This window comes from Lysobacter sp. GCM10012299 (assembly GCF_042649405.1).
Taxonomy (GTDB): Bacteria; Pseudomonadota; Gammaproteobacteria; order Xanthomonadales; family Xanthomonadaceae; genus Lysobacter_J.
Genome location: NZ_JBHRZC010000002.1, coordinates 250,176 through 268,988, shown reverse-complemented (window position 1 = coordinate 268,988; position 18,813 = coordinate 250,176). Strand labels below are relative to the sequence as shown.

Annotated in this window: 17 protein-coding genes; 7 read left to right on the top strand and 10 right to left on the bottom strand. The window is 67.1% G+C overall.

The window, feature by feature from the left end; translation table 11 throughout:
• Positions 1–89 precede the first annotated feature (89 nt).
• Positions 90–245, top strand: coding sequence for a hypothetical protein (locus tag ACFOPO_RS05525; RefSeq protein ID WP_386701736.1), 156 nt, complete (start codon positions 90–92; stop codon positions 243–245).
• 85 nt (positions 246–330) lie between these two features.
• Positions 331–1,080, top strand: coding sequence for a hypothetical protein (locus ACFOPO_RS05520; RefSeq protein WP_386701734.1), 750 nt, complete (start codon positions 331–333; stop codon positions 1,078–1,080).
• A gap of 136 nt (positions 1,081–1,216) precedes the next feature.
• On the opposite strand, the gene ACFOPO_RS05515 is transcribed toward ACFOPO_RS05520, so the two are convergent.
• From ACFOPO_RS05515 to ACFOPO_RS05505, 3 genes are all read right to left on the bottom strand, one after another.
• Positions 1,217–1,414, bottom strand: a complete 198-nt coding sequence (locus tag ACFOPO_RS05515; protein WP_386701732.1) for a DUF4259 domain-containing protein — start codon at positions 1,412–1,414, stop codon at positions 1,217–1,219.
• A 230-nt stretch (positions 1,415–1,644) separates the two neighbouring features.
• Entirely contained in the window at positions 1,645–2,028 is a 384-nt protein-coding gene (locus ACFOPO_RS05510; protein ID WP_386701730.1) for a YbjQ family protein, read from the bottom strand.
• Between the two features lie 109 nt (positions 2,029–2,137).
• Complete coding sequence (locus ACFOPO_RS05505; protein WP_386701728.1) at positions 2,138–2,605, bottom strand: VOC family protein; 468 nt, start codon at positions 2,603–2,605, stop codon at positions 2,138–2,140.
• 97 nt (positions 2,606–2,702) lie between these two features.
• Between ACFOPO_RS05505 and ACFOPO_RS05500 the strand changes: the two genes are divergently transcribed.
• Positions 2,703–3,332 carry a dihydrofolate reductase family protein gene (locus tag ACFOPO_RS05500; protein WP_386701726.1) on the top strand — a complete coding sequence of 210 codons (630 nt, stop codon included), beginning with the start codon at positions 2,703–2,705 and terminating at the stop codon, positions 3,330–3,332.
• Positions 3,333–3,342: 10 nt separating this feature from the next.
• Here ACFOPO_RS05500 and ACFOPO_RS05495 read toward each other — a convergent pair whose 3' ends face one another.
• The 3 genes from ACFOPO_RS05495 to ACFOPO_RS05485 all read right to left on the bottom strand — a co-directional run bounded on the left by ACFOPO_RS05495 (position 3,343) and on the right by ACFOPO_RS05485 (position 7,923).
• Positions 3,343–3,747 carry a hypothetical protein gene (locus tag ACFOPO_RS05495; protein WP_386701724.1) on the bottom strand — a complete coding sequence of 135 codons (405 nt, stop codon included), beginning with the start codon at positions 3,745–3,747 and terminating at the stop codon, positions 3,343–3,345.
• Positions 3,748–3,919: 172 nt separating this feature from the next.
• Positions 3,920–6,823 (bottom strand): TonB-dependent receptor, encoded by a 2,904-nt coding sequence (locus tag ACFOPO_RS05490; RefSeq protein ID WP_386701722.1) that lies wholly within the window; start codon positions 6,821–6,823, stop codon positions 3,920–3,922.
• A gap of 299 nt (positions 6,824–7,122) precedes the next feature.
• Positions 7,123–7,923: a sulfite exporter TauE/SafE family protein gene (locus tag ACFOPO_RS05485; protein ID WP_386701720.1), complete on the bottom strand. Its 801-nt coding sequence runs from the start codon at positions 7,921–7,923 to the stop codon at positions 7,123–7,125.
• A 122-nt stretch (positions 7,924–8,045) separates the two neighbouring features.
• Here ACFOPO_RS05485 and ACFOPO_RS05480 point away from each other — a divergent pair, with 122 nt between their 5' ends.
• The 3 genes from ACFOPO_RS05480 to ACFOPO_RS05470 all read left to right on the top strand — a co-directional run bounded on the left by ACFOPO_RS05480 (position 8,046) and on the right by ACFOPO_RS05470 (position 12,371).
• A complete protein-coding gene (locus tag ACFOPO_RS05480; protein ID WP_386701718.1) occupies positions 8,046–10,139 on the top strand; it encodes a transglycosylase SLT domain-containing protein in 2,094 nt (697 codons plus the stop codon).
• A 26-nt stretch (positions 10,140–10,165) separates the two neighbouring features.
• Positions 10,166–11,065, top strand: coding sequence for a complex I NDUFA9 subunit family protein (locus ACFOPO_RS05475; RefSeq protein WP_386701716.1), 900 nt, complete (start codon positions 10,166–10,168; stop codon positions 11,063–11,065).
• An 82-nt stretch (positions 11,066–11,147) separates the two neighbouring features.
• Positions 11,148–12,371 (top strand): multifunctional CCA addition/repair protein, encoded by a 1,224-nt coding sequence (locus tag ACFOPO_RS05470; protein WP_386701714.1) that lies wholly within the window; start codon positions 11,148–11,150, stop codon positions 12,369–12,371.
• An 84-nt stretch (positions 12,372–12,455) separates the two neighbouring features.
• Here ACFOPO_RS05470 and ACFOPO_RS05465 read toward each other — a convergent pair whose 3' ends face one another.
• From ACFOPO_RS05465 to ACFOPO_RS05455, 3 genes are all read right to left on the bottom strand, one after another.
• Positions 12,456–14,978 (bottom strand): TonB-dependent receptor plug domain-containing protein, encoded by a 2,523-nt coding sequence (locus tag ACFOPO_RS05465; RefSeq protein ID WP_386701712.1) that lies wholly within the window; start codon positions 14,976–14,978, stop codon positions 12,456–12,458.
• A gap of 148 nt (positions 14,979–15,126) precedes the next feature.
• Positions 15,127–15,513, bottom strand: coding sequence for a VanZ family protein (locus ACFOPO_RS05460; RefSeq protein WP_386701710.1), 387 nt, complete (start codon positions 15,511–15,513; stop codon positions 15,127–15,129).
• Between the two features lie 17 nt (positions 15,514–15,530).
• The gene (locus ACFOPO_RS05455; protein WP_386701708.1) at positions 15,531–16,709 is read right to left on the bottom strand and encodes a class I SAM-dependent methyltransferase; all 1,179 of its coding nucleotides are present in this window, start codon (positions 16,707–16,709) and stop codon (positions 15,531–15,533) included.
• 122 nt (positions 16,710–16,831) lie between these two features.
• On the opposite strand from ACFOPO_RS05455, the gene ACFOPO_RS05450 reads away from it, so the two are divergent.
• Positions 16,832–17,572, top strand: a complete 741-nt coding sequence (locus ACFOPO_RS05450) for a pteridine reductase (RefSeq protein ID WP_386701706.1) — start codon at positions 16,832–16,834, stop codon at positions 17,570–17,572.
• 212 nt (positions 17,573–17,784) lie between these two features.
• On the opposite strand, the gene ACFOPO_RS05445 is transcribed toward ACFOPO_RS05450, so the two are convergent.
• Positions 17,785–18,639 carry a DUF6159 family protein gene (locus ACFOPO_RS05445; protein WP_386701704.1) on the bottom strand — a complete coding sequence of 285 codons (855 nt, stop codon included), beginning with the start codon at positions 18,637–18,639 and terminating at the stop codon, positions 17,785–17,787.
• Positions 18,640–18,813: the final 174 nt, after the last annotated feature.

Sequence of the window (18,813 nt, the reverse complement as noted above, 5' to 3'; positions counted from 1 at the left end):
TTGTCCGCTGGATGCCGGGCGCATAGCGGGACACGCTGGCATCACCGCGCGTGCCACGCGCGGTTCGCCCTACGGATGAGGAAGATTCCATGCGCACTCCAGTTCTCATCGGCGACGTCGCGGTCACCCTGACGGTCGATGCGGCCGCTGCGCTCAATTCCGTGTTCGGCGCGTCGGCGTTCACAGCCGGCGTCCCAATTGGCATGGCGCACGTGAACGCCTGGTTCTATGAGCCGGACCGGTAAACCGGATTGCAGGATTACCGCCACGCACCCACGGCCGGCCGCAAACACGCTGTCGCGGCCGGCCGCGACCCTGTATGGCGCCTGGTTGCTCACGGCCCTGCTGTTTGCCAGCGGCAGGGCTGGCGGAGTCACCATCGAGCGAACCACGGGGCACGCGACGGACCTGCGCACCGGTCGCCTGCTGTACGAGGAACAGCATTGGATCCGAACCACGTCCAGTGAACGCAGTCGACTGGTCGTCTACAGATGCCCCGATGGACGCGCGTTCGCGCGCAAGCGCGTGAAGGACACGATGATTACGGGCGCACCGGCCTTTGACTTCAACGATGCCCGCGACGGTTACCGCGAGGGCGTGGAAGGCGCGTCGGCCACGCGTCGCGCGTACTGGCGCGCGTCGGCGCTCTCGCCCCTGCGGGAGCGGACCGTGGTCGTCGGCCCCAACACGGTGATCGACGCGGGCTTCGACGACTGGGTGCGCGAGCGATGGAACGCACTCGCAGGCGGTTCGACGTCACGCGCGCAGTTTGTCGTGCCCAGCCGCGACGCGCAGGTGCCCATACGCGTGCAGCGGGTGGATGCACCTTCGGCCGGCCTCGTACGTTTCCGGCTCAGCCTCGATAGCTGGCTGGACTTCGTCGCGCCCAGCATGCAGATCACCTACGATGCCAGCACTCGACGCCTGCGCACGTTTGAGGGCATCGGGACGATACGTGGACCCAACGGCGCGCCGCTGAAGGTGCGGATAGTTTTTCCGAACGCTCCGCAACGCGCCGATTCGTCCACGAGCGCCTACGAAGAAGCGTTGAAGATGCCTCTCGCGGCCCGGTGCGAATGATGGCAAGAAGCTCTGCGCGTGGACGGACCCCATGTCCCGCGCCGCCCTGCCGAGCGTCCGCTATCGGCCAGAAGCGGGCGTTCGCCAACGCCAGAGTCAAGCCGAGCCACGAAGTGGCTTCGGCTTGAATGAGTTGTTAGGCGGTAATGGCCGACTCAAGCGCCTTGATGGACGACTCCCAAGTCTCAAATTCGCTCTCCTCCCAAAGCTCTTTGGGCTCCGAATCTTGCCCCATTATCCGAGTAAGAGCCTCTCGCGCCCTGGATAGGAGTTCTTGTGACGGTTTGGCAGCGATGTGTCGGCTTGAATGAAGTGTCGGGCCCGCTACCCACAATGTTCAGACCACCAGGATCTTGCAAAGGCCGGCGATGAGGCTTCCGCCCCAAAGTATGGAAAGAATTACGCCTTTGAACCTGCGCGCCCTCATCTGCACCCCGCCCCCGAGCATGTCTGCGCGCATTCTGAGTGCTCCCGGGCGACACCGATCGCCATGCGAGACTTATTCTCAGGTGACGATTGATTCGGAGGCCACTCAGCGTGACCACCGTCTCCCTTCGTTTTGCGTCAGTCGCGGTTCGGCTCGACGACCACCGCCGTGCCATAGCACAGCACTTCCGTAAGCCCGGCCATCAGCTCGGTGGCGTCATAGCGGACCGCGATGATCGCGTTGGCCCCCAGTTGCCTGGCGTGCTGCACCATGTCCCGGTAGGTCTCGTGCCGGGCCTGCTCGCACAGCTCCGTGTAGATGGTGATGTTGCCGCCGAAGATGGTCTGCAGGCCGCCGAGGAAGTTGCCGACGATGGAACGGGACCGGACGGTAATGCCACGCACGAGACCGAGATTGCGAGTGATCCGGTGGCCCGGGAGCTCGAACGCCGTCGTGACCATCGAGTCGTTCAACAAGGACTGCATCGAACGGTTTGCAGCGGAGTTGTATGGATCGCTCATGGGGAGTTCCTTTGGCCATGTTCAGTCAGCGTAGCCCGGGTAAGCCGAAGGCGCACCCGGGGATACCTCGGGATCGCGGAAGCTCCCGGGTGCGCTTCGCTTACCCGGGCTACGTGGGTTCGAATTCGCTGCGTGTGTGCTGGCCGAGTTCTTCGGCCAGTCCGATGAGGATTCCTTCGGGCCCGCGGATGTAGCACAGCCGGTACATGTCCTGGTACTGGACCACTTTGCCGACGAGCGTCGCGCCGCGTTTGCCGAGTCTGGCGAGCGTGTCGTCGATGTCCATCACGGTGAACATGGCGCGCAGGTATCCCAAGGCATTGACCGGTGCGTCGCGATGATCGGCGACAACCTGCGGAGCGTCGAACCGGCACAGCTCGATCCGGCTGTGCCCGTCCGGCGTACGCATCATGGCGACCTCGACGCGCTGTTGGTGCAATCCGGTGACGCCATCGGCCCAGTCGCCTTCGATGGGCGCACGCCCTTCGAGGTTCATGCCGAGCTCGGCGAAGAACCCGATGGCGGCATCCAGGTCTTCCACCACGATGCCGACGTTATCCATGCGCTTGATCGTCATTGGTTTTCCCTGGTCCCAGCCCGCGAACCCCCAGCGTAGCCCGGGTAAGCCGCAGGCGCACCCGGGATGTCGATCACCCCCGCCCCCGTTCGTCGTAATGAAGAACCCCAACCAAAGGCGCGACATGGGCAGCCTTATCGTCGAGCAGATCATCAGCGCGGACGGCTACGCGGCCGGGCTGGACGGCAGCATCGACTTCTTCGTGAATGCGCGCAGCATCAACGAGGCGGACAAGGATCAGCTGCACTTGCTGGAGCGCGTGGGCGCCATTGTGCTGGGACGAACCACTTACGGAATGTTCGCCAGCTACTGGCCCCAGGCCGATCCACTGGAGGAGCCCGTGGCGGCACCGCTCAATGCGCTGCCCAAGTATGTCGTCTCCAACACGCTGACCCAGGCACCCTGGGAAGGCAGCGGTGAGTCGGCGACGGTGCTGCGCGGTGATGGCGTCGCTTCCGTGCGATCGCTGCGCGAGCGCGTGGATGGCGACCTGATCGTCTGGGGCAGCCTGACGCTGTGCGACGCCCTGCTGCGCGCGGGCCAAGTCGACCGCCTCCGTCTGCGCATGGTGCCCGTGCTGATTGGCGCCGGACGCTCGTTTGCGCCGCGCGACATCGGCCAGCGCGCACTGGCGTTGAAGTCGGTGAAAGAGTACCCGGAGGGCCTGGTGGTATTGGAGTACCAATGCCCGCGCAATCAAGCCGAGCCGCGAATCGGCTCGGCTTGAATGTCACAGGTCAGATCCCTCGCGGGTACTCGACCGGCCCGTAAGGAATCGCGGACTTGCCATCCTGCCTCAGCAGGTACATGACCTTCTGCTGGGTATCGACGAGCAGGACATACGGCTGGTCATCTATGGACTCGCGGCCGCTGAGCTTGTGCCGGACCAACCCATCGGGCAACGGAAGGATGGCCACCGGCCAGTGGTGCTCGGCAATCTGCTGTTGCGAAGGCGTTCCGTATGCGTCGAGGAAAGCCATCGCCTGCGGACTGCGGGGATCGACCTTTCGGTTCACCACGTCGGATGTCGCCGTGTCGGCCTGCGGCACGCGCAGTTCGTTCTTGCGAACGGACTCGGATTCTGCGGACTGGTGCACCACGACCTGCATGGCGAGAAGTACGGTGAGCGCAATACCTTGCATGGGAATCTCCTTGGAAGGACCTTCGAAGGACTTCAACCTGCGGCACGGCCGGGCCTGGCCGGTCCGGGGTCGGCCAGATGGTGAACCGGCCGACCGGGCAAGTCCAGCGGGGGGACACCAAAGAAAACGGGCCGCGTGGCGGCCCGTTTCCCTGCTTGCTGGTCAGCCGCTATCAGAAGCGATAGTCAGCACTCACGTACCAGAACGCGCCCGGCAGGTCGTACGTACCGGCGTCGTAACCGTTGAGGGAGCAGGTCAGGCACACCGGCGGCTCCTTGCCGAAGATGTTGTTCACGCCGACCGTCAGCTTCAGGCCCTCGGTGAAGGCGTTGGACCAGTTGAACTGCGCGTCGTTGAACGTCGTCGAGCCCAGCTCGTTGAACTCGGCATCGCCCAGGCAGCCCGGTGCACCGGCGACCGGCACGTTGTCGCAGTCTTCCTTCACCGACGAGATGTAGCGCACCGTCCAGCCGGCGTTGAAGTCGCCCTTGGTCCAGCCGAACTGCACGTTGGTCTGCCATTCCGGGATCGCACTGTCGTCGACTTCCACGCCGACCTCACGCTGCGAGCGATTGCCGTCGACGTCGACGGCCTCGTAGTCGTTGACATAGGTCGACTGCAGCGAGGCGTTCAGGCGGCCCCAGCTCCATTCCGGACCGGCCCAGTTGGCCTTGATGTCGACGCCGTCGGTCTTGATCGAACCCAGGTTGTCGAGGAAGTTGTTGGGCGGGTTGAGGTTGCCGCCGGCGCCGCGGGTGAACGGCGTGCAGTTGACCGAAGTGACGCCGCCCTCGCGCAGGCAGGTTTCCAGCAATGCCTGCAGATCGCGGGCCTGGATCGCGTCCTCGATCTCGACGTTGTAGTAGCCCACCTCGAAGTCGAGGCGGTCCGACCACGACTGGCCGGCACCCCAACTCGGCGCATACACCACGCCGAAGGTCCAGTTGTCCGACTTCTCCGGCTGCAGGTCCGGATTGCCACCGGTGAAGGTGGTGATCTGGGTGTTGGCCTGGACGAAGTTCGGCGGCGCACCCTGCGCCGCGCAACCCGCGGCCAGGTCAGGCGATGCCGGACCCGGGCGGCCGGTCGAACCGCAGGGATCGACCAGTGTCGCGCCGAACTGGGTCAGGCCGTACAGCTCGCCCAGGTTCGGTGCACGGAAGCCGGTCGAATAGGTGCCGCGGACGACGACGTCCTCGATCGGCTGCCAGCGGAAACCGACCTTGCCGGTGGTCTCGTTGCCGAAGGTGGAGTAATCCGAGTAGCGGATCGCCGCGCTGAGGTCCAACGACGCCAGCACCGGGAAGCTGAACTCGGTATAGATTTCATCCACTTCGTACGACGCCGACACCGGCGCGGCGAACGAGTCCTGCGATTCGCCGGTCTGGCGCAGCGGGTCGGGATTGAAGTCGCCGCGATAACGGCGGTGCTCGATGCCCGCGGCGAAACCGGCGGTGCGATCGCCAATCGCGAACAGATCGCCGGTGATGTTGCCCTGGAACAGGTCCAGCACCTGCTTGCTCGAGTCGATCTGGCGGGTGCGGATGTAGTCGATCTGCTGCTGCGTCATCGGCCGGCCCTGGCCACCGAACAGGTCGAGCGGCGTGCAGCCGGCGACCAGCGCGCAGATCGCCGGATCACCCAGCGCGAGCTTCATCTTGGCCACGTTGTAGCCGTTGAGGAATTCCTGCGTGGCCTTGTTCTCGGAGTGGGCGTAGTTGACGTCCCAGCCGAGCGTGCGGTCGCCGATGCCGAAGGTGCCGTCGAGACCGATGTTGAAGTAGGTCGTGTCGACATCCTGGTTGAAGATGCGCGGGCCGACTTCGACCGGGCGACGGGTCACCACCAGCAGGTTCGAGGCCGCGTCGAGCGTGTAGCCGAACGGATTGAACGGGTTGTCCTGGTGGATGCTGATCGTGTCGGCGATGCCGCCGGTACCAGCGCCGGGGCCGACGAAGATCGGTTCGGGCGCGGCCTGGTTGGTCGAGGTGCGGTTGTTGTACAGGCCCTTCACGTGCAGGCGGACCTGGTCGCTCAAGTCATAGCTGGCGCTGGCGAAGATCGACTTGCGCTTGCTCGGCGTGAGCAGGAAGTTGTACGGCGCGAAGTTGAAGCGGTCCGACAGGTCGAACTGGTTGTAGGTGCCGCCGTTGGGGTTGTTGGGATCGAACACCGGCGTGGTCGTGCCGTTGTTCAAGGTCATGTCGTACCAGTTCTCGGTGTCGGCATCGCAGCCGCCAACGCCGGTGGTCGGACGGGTCGGATCGCAGAAGAAGAAGCGGCCCTGCGGGATGCCCGAGCTGCCACCGCGCACGCCGGTGCCCGGGGTCGGGAAGCGCGACTGCTCCCAGCTGCCCGAGCTGATTTCCTGCTGCTCGAAGTAGCTGGCAGTGAAGATGCCCGTCCAGCGCTCGCCGCTGCCGCCGATGGTCAGGCTGGCTTCGGTGGTCTCGCCGCCGTCCTCGTACTCGCCGTAATAGGCATGCGCTTCGGCGCCGTCGAAGTTGCGACGGGTGATGATGTTGACCACGCCGGCGATGGCGTCGGAACCGTAGATCGCCGAGGCGCCGTCTTCCAGCACTTCGATGCGTTCGACGATCGCCAGCGGGATGGTGTTGAGGTCGGCGCTGCCGCTCACGCCAGACGCGGACGATTCGTTGACCCAACGCACGCCGTCGACCAGCACCAGGGTGCGCTGCGAACCGAGGTTGCGCAGGTCGACCTGGGCCGAACCGGCGCCGATGCCGCCACCGTCCGGCGGATAGCCGAAGTTGCCGGAGGAATTGAACTTGGCGTTGAGCGCCTTGCCGCTCGAGCTGAGCTGCTGCAGCAAGTCGCCCACGCTCTGCAGGCCGGTGGCCTCGATCTTGCTGCGGTCGAGCACGTACACCGGCTGTGCGGTGACGACGTTGGTCTGCTTGATGCGGCTGCCGGTGACGGTGACCGTGTCGAGGGTCGTGGCCGACGAGGGCTTGGCGGGTGCCGCTGGTTCCTGCGCGGCAGCGAGGCCCGGCAGGCTGAGCAGCAGCGAAAGTTGTATGGCTCTTGTGAGGGACTGACGGCGTGGTGCTTTCATCGACTCTCTCCAAAAATAGAAAAAATCTGGCTGAACAGCTGTACGCGCCTACCCCCCTGCAGGCGGCGTCCCTGAGTTGTAAACAATTCGTAAAGCCGCCACAAGCGGCAAAGAGTCAGCGTCACTTTCGGCACAGAACGCCGGATTTCACGGTTCTACAGATGGCGTACGCCGTCTGGGCCGTAATTCCAAACCCGTTGAGCGGTATTCGTATGGAAAACCGACCCAAACGGGCAAAAGTCGCTCAGCTTTGTGAGCGTGGCGTCAACGCCGCCGTACGTCGGGAAGTCGCGTTGCGGTCAGCCGCCGAGCACCAAGCTGGTGCCGACCAGGGCCAGGAAGCCCGCGAACACGCGCTTGAGGGTGTCGCCTGACAGCCGGTGCGCCAGTCGCATCCCAAACGGCGCGGCCAATACCGATGCCGCCGCGACACCGATCGCTGCCGGCAGATACACGTAACCGATCGCATGCGCGGGCAAGGCACCGGCGGGCGCGTGCAACGCATAGCCGACCGCACTGGCCAGGCCGATGGCGACACCGCAGGCCGAAGAGGTGCCGACCGCGCGCACCGGCGCGATGCCACGCCAGACCAGCAAGGGCACGGTCATGCTGCCACCGCCGATGCCGACCACCGCCGATACCGCGCCGATGCCGACACCCGCCGCCGTCATCGCCGCACCGGTCGGCGCCGGCAGCGTGGGATCGCCCGCGCCGCGGCTGCCACCGAAGGTGAGCTGCGCCGCCGCCAGGAAGCAGTACCCGGCGACGATCCAGCGCAGGACGCTGTCGTCGACGCGCACGGCCAGGCCGCTGCCCAGCCAGCCCCCGATCAGCAGGCCGGGCACCATCCAGGCCACCGTCGGCCACAGCACGCTGCCGCGTGATGCATGCGCGCGCGCCGATGCCGCCGCCGTCAGCACGATGCTGGCGAGTGAGCTGGCCAACGCCGCGTGCATGGCCGCTTCCTTCGGAACACCCATGCCGGGCAACAACCACGCGAGCGCCGCCACCAGCACCAGCCCACCGCCGACGCCGAGCAGACCGGCAAGAATGCCGGCGACGCAGCCGAGCGCGAGGAAGATGAGCAGTGCGGTGAGCATGGAGGCAACCATGGAACTCCTTTCAGGATTTTCTTGAATCGAATCGCGTTGCTGATCGGCAACTGACTGCCGCGCACGTCGTGGCGACGGACACTTCACAACGCTGGGCTATAGTCCCACGCATGCTCCCCCGCCCGTTCACAATCGTACTCGCTGCGTCCATTGCAGCGGTCGCCGCAACTGCCTGTGCACAGAGCACGGCAGCGGCACCGCCGGTGCAATTGCCCGCATTGCCCAAGGGCACCGTCGATCCGCAACTGCCGCGCGTGCGGGCCGCGCTGGAGGCCGCCGAGCTCGGCCGCTTCGATGCCGGCCAGTACGCCGACATCGCGCGTCATCCGCTCTACGGCTGGGTCGAATACGCCAGCCTGCGCCGTGACATCGACAACCTCGCCGCCAGCCAGGCGCAGTCGTTCCTGTCGCGCTATCGCGGCCAGGCCGTCGCCGAATCGTTCCGCGAGAGCTGGCTCACCGCGGCGGCCCGCCGCCAGGATTGGGCCTCGTTCCTCGCTGCGTGGAGTCCCACGGTCAAGGGCACCGCGCTGCGTTGCGGCGAGCTGAGCGCGCGCCTCGCGCAGGGCCGTGCCGACGCGCAATGGACGAGTGATGCGCAGGCGATCTGGCGCAGCACCGGCAAGTCGCTGCCGGACGAATGCGATGCGCCGATGGCCGCGCTGTCGGCACAGGGCGGCCTGACGCCGGACCTGCGCTGGGAACGCATCGACCTGGCCGCCGCCGAATGGCAGCCCGGGGTGATGCGCGCCGCGGCACGCGGCCTGCCCGCTGACCAGCTGACGCTGGCCAACGACTACGCGTCCTTCCTCGATGCGCCGCACGAGCGCGCGCTGACCTGGCCGAAGACGGCGCGCAGTCGCGCCATCGCTTCGCAGGGCCTGGCGAAGTTCGGCAAGGCCTCGCCGGCTTCGGCCGAAGCGGTGCTGCCGCGCTACGCCGATGCGTTGGGGCTGAGCGACGAGGAGCGCGGGCGCGCGCTGTACCAGATCGCGCTGTGGTCGGTGGCCTCCTACGAACCCGATTCGGCGCGGCGCCTCAACGCCGTGCCCGCGGCCGCCTACGACGATCGCCTGCACGAGTGGCGCGTGCGCGAAGCGATGTCGCGCTCGGACTGGTCCGCCGCCTTGGCCGCGATCAGCAAGATGGGCGCCAAGCAGCGCAGCGACACGCGCTGGATGTATTTCGAGGCACGCTTGAACGAGCGCGCCGGCAGCAAGTCCACGGCCGAACGACTGTACCGCGAGGCCGCGAAGAAGCCCGACTTCCACGGTTTCCTGGCCGCCGACAAGCTCGACCTGCCCTACGCGCTGTGCCCGTGGCTGCCCAACGACAGCGCCTCGGCGCAGGCGGCGATTGCGCGTGATCCGGCGATCGTGCGGGCGATGGGGCTGTTCCGGATCGACCGCGTCGGCTGGGCCGTGCGCGAATGGGACGATGCCCTCTCGCGATTCAACGACGAGCAGCGCCGCATCGCGGTGGAAGTGGCACAGGGCAATGGCTGGTTCGACCGCGCGGTGTTCGCACTGGGCAAGGACGCGCAAGGCAAGGCCATCCCCGACGAGCTGCGCCTGTACGGCCTCCGCTTCCCGCTGCACCACGAATCCACCATCCGCCGCGAAGCCAGCAGCAACCGCCTCGACCCGGCCTGGGTCGCCGCCGAGATCCGCGCCGAGAGCGTGTTCTATCCGCGCGCGCGCTCCAGTGCGAATGCCATGGGCCTGATGCAGATCCTGCCCGGCACCGGTTCCGGCGTCGCCGCCCGCATCGGCCAACCCTGGGGCGGCGCGGAAAGCCTGTACGACCCGGACACCAACATCATCCTCGGCACCGCCTACCTGCGCGAGCTGATGGACAAGTACGGCGGCCAGCCGTACCAGGTGATCGCCGGCTACAACGCCGGGCCGTCACCGCTGTCGCGCTGGCAGTCGCAGCGACCGGGCATGGATCCGGACTTCTGGATCGAGACGATCAGCTACAAGGAAACGCGCGACTACGTTGCCCGCGTGCTGGCCTTCAGCGTGCTCTACGACTGGCGCCTCAATGGCGATGCGCTCAGGGTCAGCGACCGCATGCGCGGGCGCGTCGATGGCCGCCGCACGCAGTTCGTCTGCCCGCAACCGGCGACGCCAGTGCAGGCAACGCCGGCGACGGCGACGCCCGCACAGGGCCCCGCCCAACCACGGCGCCCATCACAGCGCTGAAGGCGATCCGACCGTAAACTCGCGGCATGGCACAACGTCATGTCGTCGTCCTCGGTGGGTCCGGTTTTGTCGGCCGGCATCTCGTCGCGCGCCTGTTGCAGGGCGGCGACCGCGTCACCGTGCTCAGCCGCGGCGTCGATCCCGGCAAGCGCGCGTTGCGCCCGACCGGTGCGAGCCTGATCGAAGGCGACGTCAGCGACCGCAGCTTCCTGTCCGCCGTGCTCGACGATGCCGATGCCGTTATCAACCTGATCGGCATCCTCAACGAGAAAGGCGATCGCGGCGATGGCTTCGAGCGTGTCTTCGTCGGCATCACCGAGTCGCTGATCGGCGCGATGAAGGACATGGGCGTGCGCCGCCTGCTGCAGATGAGCGCGCTCAATGCCGGCCACGGCGACAGCCATTACCTGCAATCGCGCGGCCGCGCCGAACAGCGCGTGCGTGCTTCGGGGCTCGACTGGACGTTGTTCCGCCCGTCGGTGATTGCCGGACCCGGCGATGGCCTGTTCTGCCGTTTCGACGGACTGCTGCGGTTCGCGCCGGTGCTGCCGATCGGCCGCGCCGATGCCCGCTTCCAGCCGGTCTGGGTCGGCGACGTCGTTGATGCGTACGTGCACGCGCTCGACGATCGCCGGACCATCGGCGACAGCTACGACCTGGTGGGACCGGACGTGATGTCGTTGCGACGCATCGTGCGCCTGGCGGCGCGCGGACGTGGCCGTTACCGGGCCGTGCTCGGATTGCCGAACAAGCTCGGTGAGTTGCAGGCCAACATCGGCGAGTTCCTGCCCGGCAAGCCGATCAGCCGCGACAACTGGCGCTCGCTGCAGCTCGACTCGGTGAGCTTCGAAGACGGCCTGCGCCGCCTGGGCATCACGCCGACGGCGATCGAGCCGAAACTGCCCGAGATACTCGCGGGCTGCTGAGACGTCGTCATCCCCGCAAGCAGCCCGTCATCCCGGCGAACGCCGGGATCCAGGCCGCACGTCTCGGCTAACATCCCCCACCATGAAGACCTATCTCGTCGGCGGCGCCGTCCGCGACCGCCTGCTCGGCCTGCCGCCCGGCGACCGTGACTGGGTCGTCGTCGGCGAATCACAGGCGTCCATGGAGGCCGCCGGTTTCCGCGCGGTCGGCCTCGACTTCCCGGTGTTCCTGCACCCGCAGACCGGCGAGGAGTACGCGCTGGCCCGCACGGAGCGCAAGAGCGGTCGCGGCTACCGCGGTTTCGTCGTCGATGCCGATCCATCGGTGACGCTCGAGCAGGACCTGCAGCGCCGCGACTTCACCATCAACGCCATTGCCCAGGACGAGTACGGACAACTCGTCGACCCTTACGGCGGCGCGCGCGACATCGAGGCGCGCGTGCTGCGCCATGTCGGGCCCGCATTCGCCGAGGACCCGCTGCGGGTGCTGCGTGCCGGTCGCTTCATGGCCCGCTTCGCCCCGCTCGGCTTCACCGTCGCGCCCGAAACGATGGCGCTGATGCGCACGATGGTCGAGTCCGGCGAGCTGTCGGCGCTGGTGCCCGAGCGCGTTTGGAAGGAGCTTCGGCGCGCGATCACCAGCCCGGCGCCATCGGCCTTCCTGCGCACCCTGCACGATGCCGGCGCGCTCGCCGCGGTGCTGCCGGAAGTCGACGCGCTGTACGGCGTGCCGCAGCGCGCGGAGTTCCACCCCGAGGTCGACACCGGCGTCCACATCGAGCTGGTCTGCGACATGGCGGCACGGCTGGCGCCCGGCGACGAGCTGATTGGCTTCGCGGCGCTCACCCATGACCTGGGCAAGGCGCTGACGCCTTCCGACGAGCTGCCGCGCCACGTGGGCCACGAACACGCCGGCGTCAAACCGCTCAAGGGTTTGTGCGAGCGCCTGAAGGTGCCGACCGAACACCGCCAGCTGGCCGAAGCCGTGTGCCGCGAGCACCTCAACGTGCACCGCTTCGACGAGTTGAAGGCGAAGACCGTGTGCGAGTTGATCACGCGCTGCGACGGCTTCCGCAAGCCCGCACGCATCGCCCAGCTGGCCATTGCCTGCGAGGCGGACAAGCGCGGGCGCACCGGCCATGAGGATGACGACTACCCGCAAGGTCGCGCGCTGCGCGAGGCGCATGCGGCGGCAATGGCGGTGCGGTCCGACCAGGTGGCGGCAGGCCTGAGTGGACCTGCGGTGGGCGAGGCGATGCAGAAGGCACGCATCCGGGCCATCGCCGAGGCGACCGGGAAGCGCTGAAAAAAACAACGCCGGGCGACCTTCCCCGTCGCCCGGCGCCATGTCTCCCCTGTCGGTCTGGTCCTACCGCCCAGTCACCAGCAACTAGAAGCGGTAGTCGAAACGGACGTAGTAGCTGCCGCCGTTCATGCCGAACGGCATTGTCTCCCACCCGTACTTGAAGCCCAACTGCGGGAACGGTGCACCGGTCACAGGATCCCACTTGTCCGGGTACTGGTCGAAGATGTTGTTGCCGCCCACGGTCACCGCCATCGCATCGTTGATGGCATAGCGCACCTGCGCGTCGAACAGCCACTTGCCGTCCCAGGTCTGCTTGATGCCGGGCGTGAAGCCCTCACCCGACACCGACCCGTAGTAGTTGGCGCGGCCGGTGACCTGCCACGGACCCTCTTCCCAGATGCCCTGGAAGACGTGGTGCGCGCCCGGCTGGCCTTCTTCCAGCAAGGTCACCTGGGTGTCGTCGAACAGCTGCGTCGGCGACAGGATCGGCGACTGCGAACGACGCGAGCGCACTTCGGTGTCGTTGAAGTGGACCAGTGCCGTCAGGTTCAGCGTGCTGCCACCGGCGAAGGTGGTGTTGTGGTTCACCGTCAGGTCGACGCCGGTGGTGCGGGTGTCGATGGCGTTGGTGAAGAACAGCACCTGGCCGACGCCGATCGGGTCGAGGATGGCGTGGATCGGGCAGTTGCTGTTGGTCGGCGTGCAGGGATTGCCGTCGGTGCCCACCGACTCCGGCGCGATGTTGCTGGAGAAGATGATGCGGTCGTCGATGTCGATCTGGAACACGTCCAGCGTCACCGACAGGCGGTCATTGGGCTGGTAGACGAAGCCCAGCGTGCCGCTGGTCGAGGTCTCTTCCTGCAGCGGCTCGATGCCGAAGGCACGCGTGACGTCGCTGTCCTGGCGCGCGGTCAGCGTGTCGGTGAGGATGCCGTCGGAGTTGAGGTTGGTCGAACGCTGGCTGTAGAACAGCTGCTGCACGCCCGGCGCGCGGAAGCCGGTGGACAGCGTGCCGCGCACGGCGAAGGTCTCGGTCGCGTCGAAGCGCGCCGACAGCTTGCCGGTGGTGGTGTTGCCGAAGTCGGAGTAATCCTCGAAGCGCACCGCCGCGCCGAGCAGGAACTTCTCGCTCAGGTTGGTTTCGGCATCCAGGTACACCGCCCAGCTGTCGCGACCGTCATCGACCGCTTCGGTCGGCGAGAAGCCGGGGAAGCCCTGCATGCCCGGCTGGGCGATGTCGCCGGTCTGGCCGACGATGACGACATTGCGGTCGTTGTTGCGGCCGTAGGTGTACGACACCGGATCGCCCGGGCGGATCTTGTAATCGTCCTGGCGCCATTCCAGTCCCGACGACAGGTACAGCGGCGTGCCGCCGATGCCGTCGACATAGCCGCTGAAGTCGAGATTGAACGTGGTCTGGTCGCTCTGCAGCTCGCCGGTGTCGGCGCGGGTCAGCGACGAGGCGAAGATCGGGCCGCCGGGGTTGGCCGGATTGATCGGCTCGTACCACCAGCTGACGTTGACCGAGTTGCCTTCCTCGAACCCGAACTTGTTGCGCGCGGTCACCACCGACACGTCCCAGTCCCAGCGTTCGTTGATCGGCTGCCTGAAGCCGACCGCGATCGAGGCGTCCTCGACGGTGGTCAGGATGTTGGGCAGGAAGCCATTGGGGTAGAGCTCCGGCACGGTGCGGTTGTCGCCGGCGCTGCGGAAGAAGCCCGACGAGTCGCCCTCGCGCTTGGACGCGCCACCGAACAGGTACAGCTCGCCACCGGCCAGCGGCAGGCCGCTGTTGAACCACAGGTAGTAATCCTTGGCATCGGCGTCACCCAGGCGCTGGGTCACGCGCGGCGGATCCACGCGCAGGCTGTCGGGGCCGGCGCGGTTGGTCTCGTTGCGGTTGCGCGCTTCGGCCGACAGGTTGATGAAGCCGTCTCCGCCGACCTTGAAACCGGTGTTGACCGAGCCGTGCAGCATCTCGCCGTCGCCGGCGTAGTACTGCGAGCCTTCCACCGAGATGTCGGTGTGGTCGGTCTGTTCCTTGAGGATGATGTTGATCACGCCGGAGATGGCGTCAGAACCATATTGCGCCGCGGCGCCGTCACGCAGCACTTCGACGCGCTCGATCGCCGACACCGGGATCGAGTTGATGTCGGTACCGGCCGAACCGCGGCCGATGGTCTGCTGCACGTTGACCAGCGCCTGCTGGTGGCGGCGCTTGCCGTTGACCAGCACCAGCACCTGGTCCGGGCCCAGCGCGCGCAGCGTAGCGGGGCGCAGGATGTCGGTACCGTCGCTGACGAAGGTGCGGGAGAAATTGAACGACGGCTCCAGCATCTGCAGGATCTGGCCGAGCTCCATCGCGCCGGTGGCGTTGAGCTCTTCCTTGCCGATGACGTCGACCGGTGCGGCCGTGTCCTCGGCAGTGCGGCCGCGCACGCGCGAGCCGGTGACCTGGATACGGTCGAGGGTGGTGGCCTCGGAGCGGACTTCGGCCGCAGTGGGCTCCTGTGCCAGGACGGCAGGGCTGAACAAACTGGCAGCCAGGCTGGCCGTGACGGCCAGGGCCAGGCGATTTCGGGTGATTGCGCGGGTGATGGCAGGCATCGGTGGTTCCTTCACTCAGGGTGGGCGGACTCCCCCTGTTGAGCCCGACCGAGAGCTTTAACCACCTTTTAACCTTTGCGCAATACCTAGCGTCGCTTTGCCATGTCTGGTGTGATGGCGGTTTTATCGCCAAATGACGCCCGTCACACTAGCGAAAGCGGGTTTCCAGCCATTGCAGAGCCCGCGAAACGGGCGTCGCCGCCAGCATCAGACCGGCCAGGACGCCGATGGAATTGGCCAGCGCGTCGGCCGAATCAGCCTGGCGGGAGGCGGTCAGTGCGCCCTGGGCGATTTCCAGGCCGACGCCCAGGGCGATCAGCCCGGCCGCCGCCAGCGCCTGCGGCCGGCGCCGCTCGAACAGCATCACCGCATAGCCGCTCAGGACCAGGTAGGCCAGGAAATGCTCCAGCTTGTCGACGCCGTCGAACGGCGGCGGCGGCAGGTCCGAGGCGGCCAGCAGCGAGGTCACCACCACCGCCGCGATCATCAGCAGCCACACGAGCAGCCACAGCCACGGCCAGCGCAGGTCGCGCATCAAACCCATCCGGGCCGTCACAGGCGGAAGCTCAGGTCGCCGACGAGGAAGGCGGCGCCGAACTCGACGCCCTTGCCGAAGCCCATCACCTGGAAGCGCTCGCCCATCTCGGTCGGCAACGTCAGTCGCTTGACCTCCTGGGTCCGGCGCAGCCGCTCGCCCTCGTCGGCGATACGTTCGATGCGCTCGAGCACGCCGGCCAGGCCGTTGCCGAGCAGGAAGCTGGCCTGCGAGCAGTAGCCGGCGAAATCGAAACCGGCAGAGACGCCCGCTTCGGCCAGCGCGGTGAAGTCGACCGAGGCGGTCAGGTCCTGCAGGCCCGGCCACAGCAGCGGCTCGTTGTGCATGCGGTGGCGATAGAACGCGCGCAGCGTGCCGTCGTCGCGGTCGGGCTGGTAGTACTCGCTGCGCACATAACCGTAGTCGACGAACAGCATCGCGCCGCTGCGCATGCCGCCGGAGACTGCCTGCACCCAGTAGGGCAACTGCGGCAGGGCTTCGGAGCGGTACCCGTGTTCGAACTCGCGGCCCAGGTTGCGTTCGACGTGGCGCACGGCGTTGCCGAGGAACGCATCGGCCGGACGCAGGACGCGCACCAGCGCACCCTCCTCGATCGCCACATGCTCTTCGTAGACCTCGCCGGCCTCCATCGCGAAGCGCGGCGTCGGCAGCGCATCGATGACCTCGTTGGCGAACAGCACGCCGTCCCAGTCATCGCTGAAAGGTGCGTCGAGCCATTCGACCAGCTCGAACAACGGCGGCGTCAGGCGCTGCTGCAGGCGCTCACGCTGTCGCTCGCGCAGCTCCGCGCTGGGTTCGAGGATGGCGTAGCGGTCGGGCAGCGCATCGAGTTCCATCAGGCGCTTGAGCGCGACCTCGGCGAACGCGCCGGTGCCGCCGCCCAGTTCCAGGAAGCGGGCTCCCGCGCCGATCTGCTGCAGCACCGGGGCAACGCTTTCGGCGACGCAGGCGGCGAAGATCGGGCCGATCTCCGGCGCGGTGACGAAGTCGCCGCTTTCGCCGAACTTGCTCGCACCGGCGCTGTAGTAGCCCAGGCCCGGCGCGTACAGCGCCAGCTCCATGAAGCGCGAGAACGGGATGGCCCCGCCGTGTTCGGCGATCTGGGCGCGGATCAATGCATCGAGGCGGGCGCTATGCGCCAGCGCGTCGGCGTCGGGGGAAGGAAGAGACGACATGCCCCCAATTATCCCCGACTATCCCTTAGCCCGGGTAAGCGCAGCGCACCCGGGATCAATGCGGCCGGTCACGCCCCAACCCCGGACGCGGCCTCCGGCCTTCTCCGGGCTACTCTACTCACATGCCAGCCCCCCGCCCCGTCGCCCTGATCACCGGCAGCGCCAAGCGCATCGGCGCGCAGATCGCGCGCACCCTGCACGCCGCCGGCCATGACCTCGCCCTGCACTACCGCAGCTCGCGCGCGGAAGCCGATGCACTGGCCGCCGAACTCGAAGCCCACCGGCCCGACAGCACCCTGGTGCTGCAGGCCGACCTGGCCGAGTTCGACCGCCTGCCGGAACTGGTCGCGCAGACCGTCGGCCACTTCGGCCGGCTCGACGCGCTGGTCAACAACGCGTCGAGCTTCAGCCCGACGCCGCTTGGCACGGCGACGCCGGAACGATGGGACCAGCTGTTCGCCAGCAATGCGCGCGCGCCGTTCTTCCTCGCCCAGGCGGCCGCACCGCACCTGCGCGCGGCGCACGGCGGCATCGTCAACATGGCCGACATCTACGGCGAGCGGCCGTTGCGCGACCACTCGCTCTACTGCATGGCCAAGGCGTCGTTGCTGATGATGACCCGCTCGCTGGCGCTGGAGCTCGCGCCCGAGGTGCGCGTCAACGCGGTGTCGCCCGGCGCGATCCTGTGGCCGGAGGAATCGGCGAATGTCGCTGCACAGGAAGCGATGCTCGGTCGCACGCCGATGGGCCGCACCGGCACGCCGGCGGAAGTCGCCGAAGCAGTGCGCTGGCTGCTGGTGGATGCCAGATACAGCACCGGTCAGGTGCTGCATCTGGACGGCGGCAGGCTGCTGAACGCCTGACTCCCTCTCCCTGGCGCTTTGCGCCTGTCCCGCCTCCGGCCCCCAGCCACCGCGCATGGCGCGGTGGCGTTCGGCGATGCGCGAGCCAATGGCTCGCAAGCGACATCACCTCACCCCACAAGGGGAGAGGGCAACGCCCGGCACCCGATTTCCCTCTCCCCTTGTGGGAGAGGGACGGCCACGAACGTGGCCAGGGAGAGGGGCGCCTTTGCTTACTTCGTAGCGAACGCCTGTTCCAAACGCAGGCTCTGGAACTCCGGCGGCGTCTCGCCTTGCGTCGCGTAACGGTACAGCGCGGCCGAGTAGATGCCGCTCAGCGCCGCCTGGTACACACCCAGCAGCAACAGCGCGATCACGAACACGATCACGATCGCGACGGCCAGGCCAATCGACAGCTGCGCGGCGACGAAGGCAATCAACGCGCCAACGATGCCCACGCCGATCATGATCAGGCTGAAGGCCAGGCCGATACCGACGTTGCCGATGGCGTTCTCGCCCCAGGTATGGCGCAGCAGGCCGGCGCTCTTCTTCAGCGCTTCGACCGGACCGATCTCTTCGCTGACCAGCACCGGCGCGATCAGGAACGTCGCCAGCGTCCACGCCGCACCCAGGCCACTGCCGAGCATGCGCACGAGGAAGTTGTTCTCCTTGTTGCGCAGGGCCTGCAGCAGCATGCCCACCGTGGCCGCGATCGCGGCGTAACCAAGGATCGCCGGCAGTCGCGCCTTGGCGGCATTGATACCGTCCGCCAGCGTCGGATCGCCGCCTTCCAGGCGGATCATCGCCGCGCCGACCAGGGCGCAGTTGAAGAAAATGATCACCGTGTACTGGCAGAAGTAGAACAGGAACATCCACACCAGGCCGGTCGCACCGAACCCGTGCTGGAAGATGCGCCAGCCCAGCATCGGCACCATGAACGTCGCCAGCACCACCAGCGTGGCGGCGGCCGAGACGATCGGGAAGACCATCAACTCCTTGTCAGAGCGCAGCACCGCCGCACTCGCCTTCACCAGCTCCCAACTGCGCGAGAACTTCTCGAACATCGCACTCCCCTTGCGGATGCCCATGGAGCTGACCCCCATGGATCGAGAGCGCATCCTCGGGCCGCGCGGCCTCGAGGGCAAGTGGGGTGGGTGCGGAAAGCGGACCGTCGACCCAATTGCACCCGTCATTCCCGCGAAGGCGGGAATCCAAGGACGTTGGCTTTGCGCTCCGCCACCGAACAGCGCACGTCCTTGGGT

Bases quoted from the DNA above. Each gene is read 5' to 3' on its own strand.
- ACFOPO_RS05525 (WP_386701736.1), top strand. From the start codon at position 90: ATGCGCACTCCAGTTCTCATCGGCGACGTCGCGGTCACCCTGACGGTC.
- ACFOPO_RS05510 (WP_386701730.1), bottom strand. From the start codon at position 2,028: ATGAGCGATCCATACAACTCCGCTGCAAACCGTTCGATGCAGTCCTTG.
- ACFOPO_RS05505 (WP_386701728.1), bottom strand. From the start codon at position 2,605: ATGACGATCAAGCGCATGGATAACGTCGGCATCGTGGTGGAAGACCTG.
- ACFOPO_RS05500 (WP_386701726.1), top strand. From the start codon at position 2,703: ATGAAGAACCCCAACCAAAGGCGCGACATGGGCAGCCTTATCGTCGAG.
- ACFOPO_RS05495 (WP_386701724.1), bottom strand. From the start codon at position 3,747: ATGCAAGGTATTGCGCTCACCGTACTTCTCGCCATGCAGGTCGTGGTG.
- ACFOPO_RS05490 (WP_386701722.1), bottom strand. From the start codon at position 6,823: ATGAAAGCACCACGCCGTCAGTCCCTCACAAGAGCCATACAACTTTCG.
- ACFOPO_RS05485 (WP_386701720.1), bottom strand. From the start codon at position 7,923: ATGCTCACCGCACTGCTCATCTTCCTCGCGCTCGGCTGCGTCGCCGGC.
- ACFOPO_RS05480 (WP_386701718.1), top strand. From the start codon at position 8,046: ATGCTCCCCCGCCCGTTCACAATCGTACTCGCTGCGTCCATTGCAGCG.
- ACFOPO_RS05475 (WP_386701716.1), top strand. From the start codon at position 10,166: ATGGCACAACGTCATGTCGTCGTCCTCGGTGGGTCCGGTTTTGTCGGC.
- ACFOPO_RS05470 (WP_386701714.1), top strand. From the start codon at position 11,148: ATGAAGACCTATCTCGTCGGCGGCGCCGTCCGCGACCGCCTGCTCGGC.
- ACFOPO_RS05465 (WP_386701712.1), bottom strand. From the start codon at position 14,978: ATGCCTGCCATCACCCGCGCAATCACCCGAAATCGCCTGGCCCTGGCC.
- ACFOPO_RS05460 (WP_386701710.1), bottom strand. From the start codon at position 15,513: ATGCGCGACCTGCGCTGGCCGTGGCTGTGGCTGCTCGTGTGGCTGCTG.
- ACFOPO_RS05455 (WP_386701708.1), bottom strand. From the start codon at position 16,709: ATGTCGTCTCTTCCTTCCCCCGACGCCGACGCGCTGGCGCATAGCGCC.
- ACFOPO_RS05450 (WP_386701706.1), top strand. From the start codon at position 16,832: ATGCCAGCCCCCCGCCCCGTCGCCCTGATCACCGGCAGCGCCAAGCGC.
- ACFOPO_RS05445 (WP_386701704.1), bottom strand. From the start codon at position 18,639: ATGGGCATCCGCAAGGGGAGTGCGATGTTCGAGAAGTTCTCGCGCAGT.